Below are 17,114 nucleotides of genomic sequence, written 5' to 3'. Positions count from 1 at the left end.
GAACCGACCGAGCACTCGACCGGACGGAAAGGAACCGCATGGACAGGACCTTCGCGCCGGACGCCTGGGAGGAGCTCGTCACCTCGGCCCTGCTCGGCACCGCGCGCCGCACGCCGCCCGGCGACGCGCCCGGTCCCGAGGCGCCGGTGGCGTTGCTGGACGCGGCGGCCGTGGAGACCGTACGGCGGCGGGCCGGACTCAAGCCCGCGCGCGCGGCACAACGGCCGCAGCCGGCGCCGGAGGACTCGCGGCCTGCGCTGCCCGCGGCGGCGGCCCGCCGGCTCGCGATGCTGCTCGCCGACCGGCCGGGCACGGGCGGCGGCGGCCGCAGGGGCACGGCACCGGACCTGATGGAGCTGCTCCCGCAGTGGCTCGCGGCGGCGAACGCCCACGGCTACGCGGCGCCTCCGCACCTGCTGCCCGCGTTGCTGGACGCGGCCCGGGGGCGGACGGATCTGCGGCCGGCGGCGCTGGCGTTCGCGGGTTCGCGTGCCACCTGGCTGGCCCGGCTGAACCCGGACTGGCGGTTCGCGCTGCGGGCGACACCCGGCGGCGGAGCGGCGCTGCCGCCGCCGCAGGACACCGCGGGGATCGGCCTGCTGTGGGAGGAGGGCCTGTTCGCCGAGCGGGTCGCGCTCCTCGCGGCGATACGGGCCCGGGAGCCCGCCGCCGGGCGCGAGCTGCTCGCGACGACCTGGGCGACCGAGCGGGCCGAGGACCGGCTGATGTTCCTCGACTCGCTGCGGACGGGGCTGGGCCCGGACGACGAGCCGTTCCTGGAGCAGGCGCTGGCCGACCGGAGCCGCAACGTACGGGCCACGGCGGCGGAGTTGCTGTCCGCGCTGCCGGATTCGGCGCTGGCGGCGCGGATGGCGGTCAGGGCCGGAGCGTGCGTGGCGGTCGACCACACCCGGGACAGGCCGACGCTCCTCGTCGAGGCGCCGCACGAGTGCGACCCGGGCATGGAGCGGGACGGCGTCGTGGCGAAGGCACCCTCGGGGCGGGGGGAACGGTCGTGGTGGTTCGGTCAGTTGGTGGAGGCCGCGCCGTTGTCCGCGTGGCCGGGGCGGCTCGGCGGGCGGACACCCGCGGAGATCGTCGCGCTGCCGGTGGCGGACGACTGGCGGAACGAACTGCACGCGGCGTGGTGCCGGGCCGCCGTACGGCAGCGGGACGCCGGGTGGGCGCGGGCGCTGCTCGGGACGCCCGCGGCGCCGGAGGCCGGGGGGCCGGGGGCGGTGTCACTGGCGGAGCGGGCCAAGCTGCTGGGCACCTTGGGCTCCGCGGAACGGGCCGAGTGGGTCGCCGGGTTCATCGCGACGCACGGCTTGTCGGAGGCGTTTCAGCTGCTGGGAGTGTGCAGGGTGCCGTGGTCCGCGCCGCTCGGGCGGGCGGTGGTCGACGCGCTCAACATCGCTCGGGACGCGGGGAGTTATCCGTGGAGTTTCAGCGGGGTGATGGGGCTGGCGGAACGGTGTCTCGACCCGGCGGAGGCGGGGCGGCTGGAGGGACTGATGGCGGTACCGGACGAGAGAGAGGACGCGAGTCCTGGTGCCGGGAGCTACTGGGCGGAGGCCTTCCAGCGCCTGGTGACGACCTTGCGGTTGCGGGCGGCGATGGCGGAGGAACTGGGCGCGCTGTAGCTCAAGGCGGTGCCGTACGAGGACAAGGACCCGCGTCCCGGGGCCGGGAGCTACTGGGCGGAGGCCTTCCAGCGCCTGGTGACGACCTTGCGGTTGCGCGCAGCGACGGCGGAGGAACTGGGCGCGCTGTAGCTCAAGCGATGGCTGGCGATGGTCCGGGCCGGGGGGCGATGGGGACCCGCCCCCACCAGCCCGAAGGCGCGGGCCGTTCACGACCAGGCAGAAGGCGGGGAGCCCCGTCGCCACCAGCCCGAAGGCAGACCCGCACACCACCGGGCGCGTGTTCCTTGCCGGGGTGCCCGCCACTGGGCGGGTGATCTTTGCCGGGGTGCCCGCCACCGGGGTGCTCCTTGGCGGGGTGGGGCGGGGGCTCTATGCCGGGGTGCCCGCCACCGGGGCGGGTGCTCCTCGTCGAGGGCGCAAGCCGCCTCGCGCCACGACTTGCGAGGGTTAGGAGCGACTCCAGCGGCACCCCCCCCGGCAGCCAGGGCAAGGGCGGCATGTCGACCGGCGACCACTGAACCGACCAGGGGCGCGGGGAACTGCGCGACCAGCCCCCACCGGCCCGCACCCGCAACCAGCCCCCCACCAGCCCCGACCGGCCCGCGCCCGAGACCCGACAGCGCCGGGCAGGACAGGATCGGACAGGCCCGCCCCCTACGCCCCCTACGCCCCCTACGCCCCCGCAGGCTGCCGCACGTTCTCCCGGACCCAGTCCACGATCGACTGGGTCGTCGCCCCTGGCGTGAAGATCTCCGCGACGCCCTTCTCCTTCAGCGGAGGGATGTCCGCCTCCGGGATGATCCCGCCGCCGAACACCAGGATGTCCTCGGCATCCCGCTCCCTGAGCAGGTCGATCACCGCGGCGAACAGCGTGTTGTGGGCGCCGGAGAGGATGGAGAGGCCGATCGCGTCGGCGTCCTCCTGGATCGCCGTGTCGACGATCTGCTCGGGAGTCTGGTGGAGGCCGGTGTAGATGACCTCCATGCCCGCGTCGCGCAGCGCCCTCGCGATCACCTTGGCTCCGCGATCATGACCGTCGAGCCCCGGTTTGGCCACCACCACGCGGATCGGACCGGCTGTCACACCCATCACTGCCTCCATGAAGCGACTGCGTGCAATTCCTACCGACTAGTACCGCACAGACCGGGAATGTGAACGAACGTTATCGCCACCATCTCGCACCACGCAGTTTCGCAAGGGACACCGAGGGGGAAATCACATGGTGGGACACGTTCGGGAGCCGCAACGAGGTCGCCGCACCGCCGCGCCGCAGGACGCGCGTCACGGGGGCGCGGCGCGCCGGCGACGGCGCGAAGGGCACGTAGGACAGGTAAGGCACGACAGCGGGGAGCCTCGTCGCCACACCGACAGGGCGGCTCGTCACGTCACCGGCGCACCACCAGCACCGCGAGCAGCACCATCGGCACCATCGGCACCACCGATACGACCGGAACACGCACCGGCATCGTCGGCAGCGCCCGCACCACCGGTTCCGTCGCCTCCGCCGGCCCACCCGGCGACCCCGGAACCGGGCGCCGACCGCCGCACCCGTCCCCCGCGACCCACTCGCGCCACGTCGGCGTCGAAGACGACCTTCGCCGCGACTCCCCATGAGCGCACACGGGGGACGGAGCCGTCCTCCCGTGTGCCGACAGGAGGTCGGCCATGAAGGTCACCAAGGCGGCGGCGCTGCCCCTTCTCCCGCTCTGTCAGCGTCTGCTTCCCGGCAGGCTGGCGGGGCTCTCCATGGCCCTCCTGAAGGCGACCGCGCTCGAGCTGGCGATCCTCGCGGGCCATCTCCTCCTGTACCCGTCCGGCATCGCGCAGGAGCGCCGCTCCCCCGTGCCCTCGCTCCCAGCCCCGGAGGACGGCGCCGCGCAGTTGCCGACGGAGGCCAAGCCCCCGGTCGTCCTGCTGCACGGCTTCATCGACAACCGTTCGGTCTTCGTGCTCCTGCGCCGCAGCCTCGCCCAGCACGGCAGGCAGCAGATCGAGTCGCTCAACTACTCGCCGCTGACCTGCGACATCCGCGCCGCGGCGGAGCTGCTCGGCCGGCACATAGAGGGGATCTGCGAGCGCACGGGCAGCGAGCGGGTCGACGTCGTCGGGCACAGCCTCGGCGGCCTGATCGCGCGGTACTACGTGCAGTGTCTCGGCGGCGACGCCCGGGTCCGCACCCTGGTGACGCTCGGCACCCCGCACTCCGGTACCAGGGTGGTGCCGCTGGCGAACGCGCACCCCATCGTGCGCCAGATGCGCCCCGGCTCGGAGTTGCTCGAAGAGCTCACTCGGCCGGCCCCCGGCTGCCGTACGCACTTCGTCAGCTTCTGGAGCGACCTCGACCACCTGATGGACCCGCTGGAGACCGCCTGCATCGATCATGAGGACCTGATGGCGGAGAACGTCCGGGTGACCGGGATCGGACATCTCGCCCTGCCCGTGCATCCCGCCGTGGCGACCGGCATACGGCGGGTGCTCGACACCGCGCGGGCCGGGGAGGAGACCGTCGGACGCGCGGGCGGACTGACCGTGGCGTAACGGTCGTATCGGTCACCGGTCACAGGTCGCGGACAGTCGTCGGACAGGCCGTCGACAGCTCTCCGCGATCCACCGGAGGCCGGACCGCCATCGAACAAGCTTCGAACACAGGGCCAAGGTCCCGCCCGCAGTCCCCCGAAACACGGCCGAATGCCCGTTTCCTGCGCGCCCGAAACCAGTTGAAGATTGTCGCGCCCGCATACCGCCGGGTACAGTCGCCGCACTGCTCTGGCAGCCCCTGTTGTCGAGGCGAAAGAGAAGTTGGTGAACGACCGTCACCCGTCGGGGACCATGACCACCCCGGCTCCGGCCTCCGACGCCGACTCGTCGCACTATGCGTCGTACGGCACCCAGGAGGCCCAGTACGGCGACCTCACCACGTTCGGCGGCTACGACGCCACCGGTTTCAGCACCGCGGGTACCCAGGACGCCACCGGTACACACACCACCGGCACCTTCGAGACCGACCCGCTCTTCGGCAACATGCCGGGGGACGCGACCGGTTCGTACGACGCCTCGACGTGGAGCACGGGCGGCCACCAGACCCTGAACTACGACATGTACGCGGCCCAGCACCACGCCGCCTACGACACCGGCGCGTACGACGCCACGCAGTGGGGCGCCGACCACCAGCAGCTCGCCGCGATCCCCCCGCAGGGCGGCAGTGCCGACCACAGCGGACAGTGGGACGCGAGCTCCTGGCAGCAGCCGGACCAGTCCGCGGGCCCGGCCGACCAGACCCAGCAATGGGAATGGGGCACGCAGGCCTTCGACACCGGGGCGTACGACGCCACGCAGTGGAACTCCGACGGCACGGCGGCCGACCCGCAGCAGACGGCCACCTTCGAGCAGGCCGGGTACGACGAGACCCACGCCTACGACGAGAGCCACGCGTACGGCGAGGCGAATCCTTACGGCGACGCCTACGCCGAACACACCTCGCACGACGGCGAGTCGAACGCCACCGGGGACACCGGTGGCACGGACAACGGCGGCACGGACACCGGCGAGATGCCCGCCGTCCACGACGCCGACGCCCCGCTCCTGGACGACCAGGAAGAGGCACCCCAGGCCTCGGCGCCCGCCCCCGGCTCCCGCGTCGCCGCGCGCAACGCCGGCCGCTCCCGCCGCCGTATGCCCGCCAAGCGCTCCGCGCTGCTGACGATCGCCGTCCCCTCGGCGTGTGTCATGGGCGTCGCCGGGATCGCCGCCGCCTCGGTCGGCACCTTGACCGGCGACGACAAGGACACCTCGACGACCCTCGCCGACACGAGCGCCGTCAAGCCGGCCGTCGCGAACAACAAGTTGGACACCCAGCTCGAGAGCCTCGCGGCCGGTGCCGACGACTTCGCCGACCGCGCCAGCCGTACGCAGGAACGTATCGACCTCAAGGCCCAGCAGGTGGCCGAGAAGAGGAAGGCGGCGGAGGAGGCGGCCCGCAAGGAGCGGCTGCGCCCGAAGTTCGCGCTTCCGGTCGCGCAGCGGGGACTCAGCGCCTATTACGGCCAGTCAGGCGTCAACTGGATGTCCGTCCACACCGGCATCGACTTCCCGGTGTCGTACGGCACGACGGTGATGGCCGCGACCGACGGCACCGTGCGGACGCAGTGGAACAGCGCGTACGGCAACATGATGGTCGTGACCGCGAAGGACGGCACGGAGACGTGGTACTGCCACCTCTCCAGCTACCGCGTCGCCTCCGGTACGACGGTGAAGGCCGGCGACCCGATCGCCTACTCCGGCAACTCCGGCAACTCGACCGGACCGCACCTGCACTTCGAGGTGCACCCGGCGGGCGGTTCGGCGATAGACCCCCTGCCGTGGCTGCGCAGCCACGGACTGGACCCGACGTAATTCCTCGGGCCCAGCCCCCTTCCGGACTTCCGGCCCTTTTCGGAGCTACAGCTTCTCCACCGGCGCGTACCGCAGCAGCAGCCGCTTCGGCTTCGCTTCCCCGAAGTCGATCGTCGCCTCGGCGTTCGCGCCCGTGCCCTTCACCCCGACCACCGTGCCGAGACCGAACTGGTCGTGGGTGACGCGGTCGCCGACGGCCAGGGACACCACCGGCTTCTCCGAGGTCCTGCGGGTCGCGAAGCCGGAAGCCCCCGACGCCGAGGAACGGGAACGGGACGACGACAGCGACGCGGCGACCCCCGAGACCGGCCCCGCGGGAGCAGCGGTCGCACCCGTGCGCTTCCAGTCGACGTGCTGCGCCGGAATCTCCTCCAGGAAGCGGGAGGGCGGGTTGTACGACGGCTGCCCCCACGCGCTGCGCAGCGAGGACCGGGTCAGGTACAGCCGCTCACGCGCGCGCGTGATGCCGACGTACGCCAGGCGCCGCTCCTCCTCCAGCTCCTTGGTCTGGCCGAGGGCGCGCATGTGCGGGAAGACGCCGTCCTCCATGCCGGTGAGAAAGACGACCGGGAACTCCAGGCCCTTGGCGGTGTGCAGGGTCATCAGGGTGATGACGCCCGAGCCGTCCTCGTCCTCGTCGGGGATCTGGTCGGAGTCGGCGACGAGCGCGACCCGCTCCAGGAAGTCGGAGAGCGAGCCGGTCTCCTCGCCCTCGCCGGACTCCTGCTCGAACTCCAGGGCCACTGCGGCGAGTTCCTGGAGGTTCTCGATGCGGGTCTCGTCCTGGGGGTCGGTGGAGGCCTGCAACTCGGCGAGGTAACCGGTGCGTTCGAGGACGGCCTCCAGGACCGTCGCCGGGCCCGCGCCGGACTCGACGATCGTACGGAGCTCCTCCATCAGCACGTTGAACCGCTTGACGGCGTTGGTGGAGCGCGCGGCCATGCCGTACGCCTCGTCGACGCGCTTGAGCGCCTGCGGGAAGCTGATCTTCTCGCGCTGGGACAGGGCGTCGATCATCGCCTCGGCGCGGTCGCCGATGCCCCGCTTGGGGACGTTCAGGATGCGTCGCAGCGGTACGGAGTCCTCGGGGTTGGCGAGGACGCGCAGGTAGGCCAGGACGTCCCGGACCTCTTTGCGCTCGTAGAAGCGGACCCCGCCGACGACCTTGTAGGGCAGGCCGACGCGGATGAAGACCTCTTCGAAGACACGGGACTGGGCATTGGTGCGGTAGAAGACGGCGACGTCGCCGGCCTTCGCGTCGCCCGCGTCGGTGAGGCGGTCTATCTCGTCGGCGACGAACTGCGCCTCGTCGTGCTCGGTGTCGGCGACATAGCCGGTGATGCGCGCGCCCGCGCCCGCGTTGGTCCACAGGTTCTTGGGGCGGCGGGACTCGTTGCGCTCGATGACCGCGTTGGCGGCGGTGAGGATCGTCTGGGTGGAGCGGTAGTTCTGCTCCAGGAGGATCGTCGTCGCGTCGGGGTAGTCCTCCTCGAACTGGAGGATGTTGCGGATGGTCGCGCCGCGGAAGGCGTAGATCGACTGGTCGGCGTCACCGACGACACAGAGCTCGGCAGGCGGCAGGTCGTGCTCGCTCGGCGGTACGTCCACCGGGTGCTCGGAGGTCCCTACCAGCTCCCTGACCAGCGCGTACTGTGCGTGGTTGGTGTCCTGGTACTCGTCGACGAGGACATGCCGGAAGCGCCGGCGGTAGTGCTCGGAGACATCGGGGAACGCCCGGAGCAGGTTGACCGTCGTCATGATCAGGTCGTCGAAGTCGAGGGCGTTCGCCTCGCGCAGCCGCGACTGGTACATGGCGTAGGCCTGGGCGAGGGTCTTCTCGAAGCCGTCGGCGGCCTGGGCGGCGAAGTCCTCCTCGTCGATCAGCTCGTTCTTCAGGTTGCTGATCTTGGCGCTGAAGGACTTCGGCGGGTAGCGCTTGGGGTCGAGGTCCAGGTCGCGGCAGACCAGGGCCATGAGCCGCTTGGAGTCGGCGGCGTCGTAGATCGAGAAGGACGAGGTGAAGCCGAGCTTCTTCGACTCCCTGCGCAGGATCCGCACGCAGGCGCTGTGGAAGGTCATGACCCACATCGCGTTCGCGCGCGGGCCGACGAGCTGCTCGACGCGCTCCTTCATCTCGCCCGCGGCCTTGTTGGTGAAGGTGATCGCGAGGATCTGGCCCGGGTGGACATTGCGCTCGCCGAGGAGGTGGGCGATGCGGTGGGTGAGCACCCGGGTCTTGCCGGAACCGGCGCCGGCCACGATGAGCAGCGGGGTGCCGGAGTGCACGACGGCCGCGCGCTGGTTCTCGTTCAGCCCCTCCAGGAGGGCGGCCGGGTCCACCACCGGGCGCGGGGCGCCGTCGCGGTAGTAGGCGTCCCGGTCCGGGGGCACGTCGAACTTCCCACCGAACAGATCGTCCGGAACGGGTTCCGGTACGTGGTCGTCCTCGGGCGGCGGCGGGGGCTCCTCCCCATGCCCGCGAGGGGCCTGGAGGTCCGCCAGGAAGCTGTCGTCAAAGAGGCTGCTCATCGCTCTCCGAGTCTAGGGTGCCCCACTGACAGCCCGCCGCCGCCCCGAGAACATCCACCCGAACCGAAACCCCGACGATCTTCCGCACCGAGCCTCCGGCCGACTCCCCGCCCTTCCGCCATGCCCGCCACGGGCGGCTCCCGACCAGGCCTCATCGCCGTAGAGCGAGGGCGACGCCCTCGGGAGCGAACCTTCACGCGCACACTTGCCGTGCGAGACCTTGGTCACGACAGCTTGCCGTCGGGTAGGAGCGCGGTCGCGCCTTGCCGTGCTGCTGGAGGAGGACGGACCCACCCGCCTAGCGGTGGGGCCGCGCGCGGCAGCCTGCCGCGAGCCGACCCGCAATGCAGACAGAAGGCATCGGACCAGCGAAAACAGCCCGCGTCAGCACAGATCACTACGGATCGGCCACGCGGAGCGGCGCCCGGGACGAAGGTCACGAAAATGTATCGGGCATATCGAACATCAACCTTCACAGGGGCCACACCAGTTGGCTACCGTTCCCGGCAGGCCGTACGACCCCCTCCGGCGAACGTCGCCGGGCCGCACGGCCTCCGCCGAGTCCGCAGCGCCGCCGCGCGCCCGGAGCCGGGGACCCACCGAACCCGGGGTGAATCGGCCGACTCCCGCCCACGGGAGCGCCGTAGGGCAACCCTTCCCGCCCGAACCCGACAGCTAACCCGGTAGGCGGAGCACGGAAGGAGTCGCCTCCCTTGGCGTCGCACCGCAAGTCGCGTCCCGTCGGTACGCGCGTAGCAGGCATACGGACCCCGGCCCTCGCGACGGCCGCCCTCACCTCCGTGGCCCTGCTGTCCCAGTCGGCGAACGCCGCGCCGGCCGATGACAAGCCGAGTCTCGAAGAGGTCGAGAAGAAGGTCGACGACCTCTACCGCCAGGCCGAGTCGGCGACCGACACCTACAACGCGGCCAAGGAGAAGACGGCCAAGCAGCGCAAGCAGGTCGACACGCTCCTCGACGACGTCGCCCAGCGCACCCAGAGGCTCAACGAGGCGCGGGAGGAACTCGGTTCCTTCGCCGCGGCCCAGTACCGCACCGGCGCCGCCGCGCCCGACACGGCGACCTTCCTGCTCGCGGACACCCCGCAGGACTACTTCGACCAGACCCAGCTCATGGGCCGCTTGACGAGCCGCCAGAAGGGCGCGGTCGACGACTACGTCTCCGAGCAGTCCGCGACGATGAAGAAGCGCCAGGAGGCCTCCCAGAGCCTTCAGACGCTCACCGAGACGCAGAGCGACCTGAAGACCGCCAAGGCGACCGTCCAGCGGAAGCTCGCCGGCGCCCGCGCGCTGCTGTCGGAGCTGACGGCCCAGGAGAAGGCGCGCCTCGCGGCGATCGAGAAGCGGAAGCAGCAGGAGGCGGCCCGCAAGGCGGCGGAGCTGGCGCAGCAGCAGGCGGCGGCGGAGAAGGCCGCGCAGGAGGCCACCGCCCCGCAGGAGAGCACGTCCACGCCGACCACGTCCGCGCCGGCCGACTCCACGTACGCGACCAAGGCCGCCAAGGCCCTCGCGTTCGCCCGCGCGCAGGTCGGCAAGCCGTACGTCTGGGGCGCCACCGGCCCCGACTCCTACGACTGCTCAGGGCTCACCCAGGCCGCCTGGAAGGCCGCCGGCGTCGATCTCCCGCGCGTCACCTACGACCAGGTCAACGCCGGCACCACGGTCTCCCTGGCCGACGCGCAGCCCGGTGACCTGGTCTTCTTCTACGACGACATCAGCCACGTCGGCCTCTACATCGGCAACGGCATGATGATCCACGCCCCCAAGCCGGGCGCGTACGTCCGCGAGGAGTCGATCTACTACGACGGCGAGTCGGCGATCCACAGCGTGGTCCGCCCGGCCTGACCCCTCGTCCCCCTCGTCCCACCCTGGCGGCCCGGCTCGGCTCGGGCCGGGCGCCCTGACGGCCGTGGCGGCGACCGCCGCCCTCGGTGCCCGTCACTCCGTCCGGGCAGCCGTCAGGTCCACAGCACCGCGATGAAGACGTTGGCCGTGGTCAGCGCGCCGACCAGGCCGAACAGGCTCTTGTCCACCTTCTCGTCGTCCCGCTTCACATAGACGAGGCCGAGGATCACGATCAGCAGAGCCAGCTTGATGCCGATCTTGATGTTGTTGACGTGCTGGTCGTCGGCCTGGTTGAGGCCGACCAGGATCACCCCGGTGACCAGCATCGTCGCGGCCCCGTGGAGCATCGCGGGGACGAACCGGGCGGTGCCCTGACCCATCCCCTTCATCTGGGTGAGGAAGCCGCCGAGCAGCGAGGCGATGCCGATGATGTGCAGGCCGACGAAGAGATGGATGAGTACGTCCATGAGGCCGGAGCTTATTCAGGGGCCGCGGGGGCGTGCGCACCGGCCCCTCGCGTAGATCTTGCATATATGCGACCCATAGCACTCCGCACCCGCCGCGCGTCCCTGAATTCCGACTTCGGTCAGCGCACCGCGTGAAGTCGACTGCGCCGCCCCGGCGGCACGGTCACCTTCGGTCACCCGGCGGTCCCCTGGCGGCAGTTCCGCACAACGCGTTACCTCCCGGACACGGTCAGGTTTAGCGTCCTCCACCAGGTGACCGGCTCCCCACCGCCGCCCGGGCCAGGGGCGGCAGTCGGCCACCACCGCCGAGAAGGTCCGGCGGCGGCCCGCTCCCCCTGTGCAGGCCGTCGCCGGACGCGCACACCGCCCCGGGCGGTCGTACGGCCGCTCCCCCCTGGCGTTCGTACGTCCCGAGCCCGGGGCGGACGAACGTACGAAAGGACGTGCAGTCCACGTGGCAGCGCACCGCAAGCCCCGCAGCCGCTCGGCCGGCGGCCATACGGTCCGTACGGCAGCGACGATCGCCCTCGCGGGGGCGGCGACCGCGACGGGCTTCGACGGGATCGGACATGCCGAGCCGCAGCTCACACCGGAGCAGGTCAGGACGAAGGTCGACCGGCTGTACCAGGAGGCCGAGGCGGCCACCGAGAAGTACAACGGAGCGAAGGAGAAGGCGGAGGCCGCCGAGACCCGCCTGGACAGGCTGCGGGACGAGGCCGCCCGAAGGACGGAACAGCTCAACGAGGCCCGGGACGCGCTGGGTTCGATGGCCGCGGCGCAGTACCGCGGCGGCGGCCTCGACCCGGCGATGCAGCTGGCGCTGACCGACGACCCCGACCGGTACCTGGACAGCGCCGAGTTCGCCGAACGAGCCGGTGCCCGCCAGGCCGCCTCCGTGGCGAACGTACGCCGGCAGTTGCGGGACATCGAGCAGCTCCGCGGGGCCGCGCACATCGAGCTGGCCTCGCTGAAGTCGCGTCAGGCCGAGCTGGAGCGCCACAAGAGGACGATCACCGGCAAACTGGGCGCGGCCCGCCGACTGATGTCCCAGCTGTCGGCCGAGGAACGAGCGGTGCTCGGGGGCGCCGGCGATCGCGCCTCACGGGCCACGACAGGCGCACGCGGGGAGCTGACGGCCCCCGGCGCGGCCACCGCGGACGCCCCCAACTCCCGTGCCGCGGCGGCCGTCTCCTATGCCTACGCCAAGCTCGGCAGCCCCTACGTCTGGGGCGCCACCGGCCCGGACGCCTTCGACTGCTCGGGGCTGATCCAGGCCGCCTACCGCTCGGCCGGCATCTCCCTGCCCCGCACGACCTACGCCCAGATCGACGCCGGCCGGCGCGTCTCCCGCTCCGAACTCCTCCCCGGCGACCTGGTGTTCTTCTACTCGGGCATCAGCCACGTCGGCCTCTACGTCGGCAACGGGCAGATGATCCACGCCCCGAACCCGTCGGCGCCGGTGCGGGTGGCACCGATCGACGAGATGCCCTTCGCGGGGGCCACACGCGTGGCGTGAACGCGAGCGGTACCCGCGTCAGACCAGCCGGCGAGCCGTCGCCCACCGTGTCAGTTCGTGACGGTTGGACAGCTGCAACTTCCGCAGCACCGCCGAGACATGGGACTCGACCGTCTTCACCGAGATGAACAGCTGCTTGGCGATCTCCTTGTAGGCGTAGCCGCGCGCGATGAGCCTCAGCACCTCGCGCTCGCGCTGGGTGAGGCGGTCGAGGTCCTCGTCGACCGGCGGGGCGTCGGTGGAGGCGAAGGCGTCCAGGACGAAGCCGGCCAGGCGCGGGGAGAAGACGGCGTCGCCCTCCTGGACGCGGAAGACGGAGTTGACGAGGTCGGTGCCGGTGATCGTCTTCGTCACATAGCCGCGCGCACCGCCCCGGATCACTCCGATCACGTCCTCGGCCGCGTCCGAGACGGACAGGGCGAGGAACCGCACGGGCTGCTCGGCGTCGGCCATCAACGGCGCGCACCGGCGCAGCACTTCGACTCCGCCGCCGCCCGGGAGATGGACGTCGAGGAGGACGACCTCGGGACGGGTCGCGGTGATGACGGTGACGGCCTGGTCGACGTCCGCGGCCTCCCCGACGACCTCGACGCCGGTCTCCTCGGTGCGGCCGATCTCGGCCTGGACGCCCGTGCGGAACATGCGGTGGTCGTCGACGAGGACCACGCGCACCCGGCGCCCGTCCGCGCCCCCGGTTGCCTCCGCCGTGCCGTTCGCCTCGTCGCTCATGACGTCTTCTCCGCCCTCTCCATCTCCAGCTCGACCTCCGTGCCGCCGTCCGGCACCGCACGCAGCCGGGCCGTGCCGCCATGGCGCTCCATGCGGCCGATGATCGATTCTCTGACACCCATCCGGTCGGCGGGTATCGAGTCGAGGTCGAAGCCGGGGCCACGGTCCCGGACGGACACGAAGACCGTCCTGCCCTCGACTTCGGCGTAGACCTGTACGGCGCCGCCCTCGCCACCGTACTTGGCGGCGTTGACCATCGCCTCACGCGCGGCCTGCATCTGCGCGCCGGTTCTCTCGTCGAGCGGGCAGTCGCCGACGATCACCACCTCTATGGGGACGCCGTGCTTGTCCTCGACCTCGGCCGCGTTGCGCCGCACGGCGTCGGCGAGTTCTGTGGGTTCGTCGGCCTCGTCCTTGCCGGTGCCCTCGGGTTTGTACAGCCACGTGCGCAGGTCGCGCTCCTGGGCGCGGGCGAGGCGGCGCACCTCGTTCGCGTTCTCCGCGTTGCGCTGGATCAGGGTCAGGGTGTGCAGCACCGAGTCGTGGACGTGGGCCGCGACCTCCGCGCGCTCCTGGGCACGGATGCGCATCAGGCGCTCCTCGGAGAGGTCCTGGGTCATGCGGACGAGATACGGCCCGGCGAGGAGCGTTATCCCGACGAGGACCGCGAGGGCCGCCTGGAGGACGGAGCCGAGGTGGGCGGCGGAGCCCTGGAGGACGAAGACCCCGGAGACACCGGCGGTGACGAGGAGGACACCGCCCGCGGCACGCAGCAGCGTCAGGGTGCGCCGGCGGCGGCCCACCTCCATCCAGCGGGCCCGGCGGGCGTTGTCCGCCTGGCGCCAGACCAGGGCGACGCCCGCGCCGACCAGGACGGCGGGCCAGAGGTAGGCCTTGGCGCCGTTGCCCACGTTGACATTGCCGACGAAGACCATGGCCACGACGACCATGAGCAGCAGGGCCACGATCTGGCCCCTGTCGGGGCGGCGGGCGACGAGTCTGCGGCGGCCGTCCGGCGAGGTCTCGGTGGTGACCAGGGACGGGGGCCGCTGCCCGCCGACCCCGCCGATGCCGAGCGGCACGAAGAACCAGAACGCGGCGTACAGCAGCGCACCGAGCCCGTCCGCCATGAACAGGCCGACGAAGACGAGCCGCACCCAGATCACGGGCAGCCCGAGATGCCCGGCGAGCCCCCGCGCCACGCCACCCAGCCAGCGTCCGTCACTGCTGCGGTAGAGCTTGCGCGGCGGCCGCGGTTCGACGAGTGGCGCTGCTGCGGCTTCCGGCATGCCATCGATGGTCACACGGCCGCGGTGCGGGGGCATCAGGGTTGGCCCCCGAGACACCCCTGATCTTCGAACGGCGCGCCCTCCGAACGCTTCCCTCCCCGCTCTCAGGGCCGATATCAGGGTCCGGCCAGGGTCGTTTCGACTCCCGTCGCGCCCTCGCGCCCGTCACCATGGACACATGACAGATCACCAGCACGCCGCGGGCGCCGGATCCGGCGGTGGCCCGGACCCGGGCCACCGTCCCGGCGTGGGCACGCCCGCCGGCACCGGCGAGCCTTCGCGCGCGCACGGGCGGGCGGGCACGCGGGAAGGAGGAGGCACACCGGTGGACCCGCCCACCGCGCCCCTCGGGCACCGGACGACGACCGGCATCCCCGCCCCGCCCCCGGTCGCCCCCCAGGGCCCGGCCCCGGTCGAGGACGCGGCCCCGAACCCCTTGCCCTTCCGGCGGGACCGGCGGCACAAGCTGCTCGCCGGGGTGTGCGCCGGCCTCGGGCGGCAGTGCGACATGGACCCGGTGATCTTCCGGATCACGCTCACCGTGCTGTCGGCCACCGGCGGCATCGGCCTCCTCTTCTACGGCTTCGCCTGGCTCTTCGTCCCGTACGAGGACGAGGACGAGAACGAGGTGCGCAAGCTGCTCACCGGCCGGGTGGACGGCCAGGCCCTGACCGGCGTGCTCTTCGCCCTGGTCGGCTGCGGGGTGTTCCTCACCATGCTGAGCAACACCGGCGTGCTGACCTTCGCCGTGGTGCTCTCCCTGCTGCTCGCGGGCGCGGGGTACTGGTCGCGCCACCGCGGCACCCCCGACCCCGACCCGCTCTCCGCCCAGGCCGTGGCCGACGCCCCGCCGGAGGCCCAGGCCCCGCCGGTGCCCGCCGGCTACCCGTCCTGGTGGCGCGACCCCATCGTCAAGGACGGCACCCACGTCGGCGGCACGGGCTATCTGTGGGGCCCGAGCGACTCCCGCGACCGTGACATCGCCGCCGCCGTCAACATCGGCCGGGGCACCTCCTGGAACCGGCGCGAGGAGCTCGCCACCCGGACCCGCCCGCCGAAGCCGCGCGGCCCCCGCTGGATCGGCGGCTGGGTCTTCCTGCTCGCCCTGCTGGCGGGCGGTCTCGGCACAGGATCGACCTGGGAGGACCACGCCCTGGGCACCAGCCTGCAGACCGGTCTGTCCTGCGCGCTGATCGTCCTGGGCCTGGGCATAGCGACCAGCTCCTTCCTCGGCCGTACCGGAGCGGGCTCGATCTTCCTGGCGGTCGTCACGGCGGGCCTGCTCGCCGCGTCGGCCGCCCTCCCGAAGGACATCACCACCCACTGGGTCCGCACGAACTGGACGCCGGCCGCGACGCAGAACATCCGCGCCCAGTACGAACTCGGCACCGGAGTGGGCACCTTGGACCTGTCCCACGTCGACTTCACCAAGGGCCGCACGGTGACGACCCAGGCGGACGTCGGAGTGGGCCGACTCCTGGTGATCGTGCCGCCGGACGTGACCGTGAAGGCGGTCATCGACGTGGGCGTGGGCGACATCCAGTTGCCGGGCGACGACCAGCAGGACGTGGACGTGGCACCGGGCAAGCGCAAGGAGGTCACCCTGAAACCCGTCTCGGGCACGGAGAACACCGCCACCCTCGACATCGACCTGCGGGTGGGCATCGGTCAGGCGGAGGTGAGCCGTGCTGCGTCATGAGTTCCGGCCGGGAAAACTGGTCGCCGGGTTCTTCCTGACCCTCGCGGGCATCACCTACGCCGGTGACGCGGGCGGCGCCTGGGACACCCCGTGGTTCGCGGTGATCCCCACGGTCGTCGGCGGCCTCTGCCTCGCGGGTGTGGTGGGCCTGCTGGCCCGGTCCGTGCGCAAGCGCCGCGACAGACGCCGTACGAGCACCCCGTCGGAGGTCGGTCACACGCCCCAGCCGCCCGTGCCCCACTGATCGCCGACGGGACTGATCGCCGACGGGCGGCAACCCCGCACCGGACCACCTCCGCTCGCCCGCCACCGGTGACTTCGGTAGCGCCGTGAGCCAGGCCGGCCGGGGCTACCGGTAATCGCCCGCCCACCGCCGTCGTCGTCGGGAGCGCAAGGCCGCGTCCACGGAGAACATGGAGGCCCCCGCGAGGACGAGAGGCAGCCAGGCCATCAGGTAGGCGAGGTCGTTGCCGTAGTAGTAGGGGTCGGAGGCCCAGCTCACGGTCAGCCACAGGCTGAGCGAGATCAGCGCACCGCCGAGCGCGGCCAGGCGGGCGAGGATGCCGAGCAGGGTGCCGATGCCGACGGCGAGTTCACCGAAGGCGATGGCGTAGCCGAAGCCGACGGGGTTCTTCAGGGACAGGTCGACCAGTGCGGGGATGGCCGAGGAGTCCCGGACGCTGCGCATCATGTCGCCGATGGAGCCCGAGCCGGAGCCCTTCATGAAGGCGCTGTCGGTGAGCTTGTCCAGACCGGCGTAGACGAATGTGACACCGAGGAAGAGCCGCAGCGGCAGCAGGGCGTACTGCCCGATGCTGTCCCGCCAGGACCGTTCCTCGTCGTAATAGGGGGCGTGGGTGTCCGTACGAAAACTGTGAGTCATCGCTTCGAGCCGCCTCTCACCAGCGTGCCGAGACCCCTCAGAAGACGATACGCACGAAGGGGCGGCGGTGCTCAAAGCGATGTCGAGTTCGTGGGCGGTTCC

At 71.9% G+C, this 17,114-nt stretch carries 14 protein-coding genes and 1 riboswitch; of the genes, 8 read left to right on the top strand and 6 right to left on the bottom strand.

The window, feature by feature from the left end:
- Window positions 1-38 precede the first annotated feature (38 nt).
- On the top strand, window positions 39-1,643 hold the full coding sequence (locus ABZ098_RS07560; protein ID WP_356588220.1) for a DUF5691 domain-containing protein: 1,605 nt from the start codon (window positions 39-41) through the stop codon (window positions 1,641-1,643).
- 9 nt (window positions 1,644-1,652) lie between these two features.
- Window positions 1,653-1,775 (top strand): hypothetical protein, encoded by a 123-nt coding sequence (locus tag ABZ098_RS07555; RefSeq protein WP_356588218.1) that lies wholly within the window; start codon window positions 1,653-1,655, stop codon window positions 1,773-1,775.
- Window positions 1,776-2,318: 543 nt separating this feature from the next.
- Here the strand turns inward: ABZ098_RS07555 and ABZ098_RS07550 are convergent.
- A complete protein-coding gene (locus tag ABZ098_RS07550) occupies window positions 2,319-2,735 on the bottom strand; it encodes a cobalamin B12-binding domain-containing protein (RefSeq protein ID WP_037718998.1) in 417 nt (138 codons plus the stop codon).
- Window positions 2,736-3,311: 576 nt separating this feature from the next.
- On the opposite strand from ABZ098_RS07550, the gene ABZ098_RS07545 reads away from it, so the two are divergent.
- Window positions 3,312-4,184: an alpha/beta fold hydrolase gene (locus ABZ098_RS07545; protein ID WP_356588216.1), complete on the top strand. Its 873-nt coding sequence runs from the start codon at window positions 3,312-3,314 to the stop codon at window positions 4,182-4,184.
- Window positions 4,185-4,475: 291 nt separating this feature from the next.
- Window positions 4,476-6,038: a M23 family metallopeptidase gene (locus tag ABZ098_RS07540; RefSeq protein WP_356589335.1), complete on the top strand. Its 1,563-nt coding sequence runs from the start codon at window positions 4,476-4,478 to the stop codon at window positions 6,036-6,038.
- A gap of 45 nt (window positions 6,039-6,083) precedes the next feature.
- On the opposite strand, the gene pcrA is transcribed toward ABZ098_RS07540, so the two are convergent.
- Window positions 6,084-8,567 (bottom strand): DNA helicase PcrA, encoded by a 2,484-nt coding sequence (gene pcrA / locus ABZ098_RS07535; RefSeq protein WP_356588214.1) that lies wholly within the window; start codon window positions 8,565-8,567, stop codon window positions 6,084-6,086.
- 545 nt (window positions 8,568-9,112) lie between these two features.
- Window positions 9,113-9,272: riboswitch (cyclic di-AMP (ydaO/yuaA leader) on the top strand.
- Window positions 9,273-9,280: 8 nt separating this feature from the next.
- On the opposite strand from pcrA, the gene ABZ098_RS07530 reads away from it, so the two are divergent.
- The gene (locus ABZ098_RS07530) at window positions 9,281-10,429 is read left to right on the top strand and encodes an NlpC/P60 family protein (RefSeq protein WP_356588212.1); all 1,149 of its coding nucleotides are present in this window, start codon (window positions 9,281-9,283) and stop codon (window positions 10,427-10,429) included.
- 113 nt (window positions 10,430-10,542) lie between these two features.
- Here the strand turns inward: ABZ098_RS07530 and ABZ098_RS07525 are convergent, their stop codons facing one another.
- Window positions 10,543-10,896 (bottom strand): hypothetical protein, encoded by a 354-nt coding sequence (locus ABZ098_RS07525; protein WP_356588210.1) that lies wholly within the window; start codon window positions 10,894-10,896, stop codon window positions 10,543-10,545.
- 454 nt (window positions 10,897-11,350) lie between these two features.
- Here ABZ098_RS07525 and ABZ098_RS07520 point away from each other — a divergent pair, with 454 nt between their 5' ends.
- Window positions 11,351-12,412: an NlpC/P60 family protein gene (locus ABZ098_RS07520; RefSeq protein ID WP_356588208.1), complete on the top strand. Its 1,062-nt coding sequence runs from the start codon at window positions 11,351-11,353 to the stop codon at window positions 12,410-12,412.
- A gap of 18 nt (window positions 12,413-12,430) precedes the next feature.
- Here ABZ098_RS07520 and ABZ098_RS07515 read toward each other — a convergent pair whose 3' ends face one another.
- Window positions 12,431-13,141: a response regulator transcription factor gene (locus ABZ098_RS07515; RefSeq protein WP_356588206.1), complete on the bottom strand. Its 711-nt coding sequence runs from the start codon at window positions 13,139-13,141 to the stop codon at window positions 12,431-12,433.
- Window positions 13,138-14,430, bottom strand: a complete 1,293-nt coding sequence (locus tag ABZ098_RS07510) for a PspC domain-containing protein (protein WP_356588204.1) — start codon at window positions 14,428-14,430, stop codon at window positions 13,138-13,140. The genes ABZ098_RS07515 and ABZ098_RS07510 overlap by 4 nt, the downstream gene beginning before the upstream one ends.
- Before the next feature lie 178 nt (window positions 14,431-14,608).
- Here ABZ098_RS07510 and ABZ098_RS07505 point away from each other — a divergent pair, with 178 nt between their 5' ends.
- Window positions 14,609-16,129 (top strand): PspC domain-containing protein, encoded by a 1,521-nt coding sequence (locus ABZ098_RS07505; RefSeq protein ID WP_356588202.1) that lies wholly within the window; start codon window positions 14,609-14,611, stop codon window positions 16,127-16,129.
- Window positions 16,116-16,373, top strand: coding sequence for a hypothetical protein (locus ABZ098_RS07500; RefSeq protein WP_356588200.1), 258 nt, complete (start codon window positions 16,116-16,118; stop codon window positions 16,371-16,373). Before ABZ098_RS07505 ends, ABZ098_RS07500 begins: the two co-directional genes overlap by 14 nt.
- A 105-nt stretch (window positions 16,374-16,478) precedes the next feature.
- Here ABZ098_RS07500 and ABZ098_RS07495 read toward each other — a convergent pair whose 3' ends face one another.
- Window positions 16,479-17,012, bottom strand: a complete 534-nt coding sequence (locus ABZ098_RS07495; protein WP_356588198.1) for a DoxX family protein — start codon at window positions 17,010-17,012, stop codon at window positions 16,479-16,481.
- Between the last annotated feature and the right edge of the window lie 102 nt (window positions 17,013-17,114).

It is taken from the genome of Streptomyces sp. NPDC006335 (genome assembly GCF_040612795.1).
Classification (GTDB): Bacteria; Actinomycetota; Actinomycetes; order Streptomycetales; family Streptomycetaceae; genus Streptomyces.
Note: the sequence above shows the minus strand (reverse complement) of the source record. Positions and strands in the feature narration are given on the sequence as shown.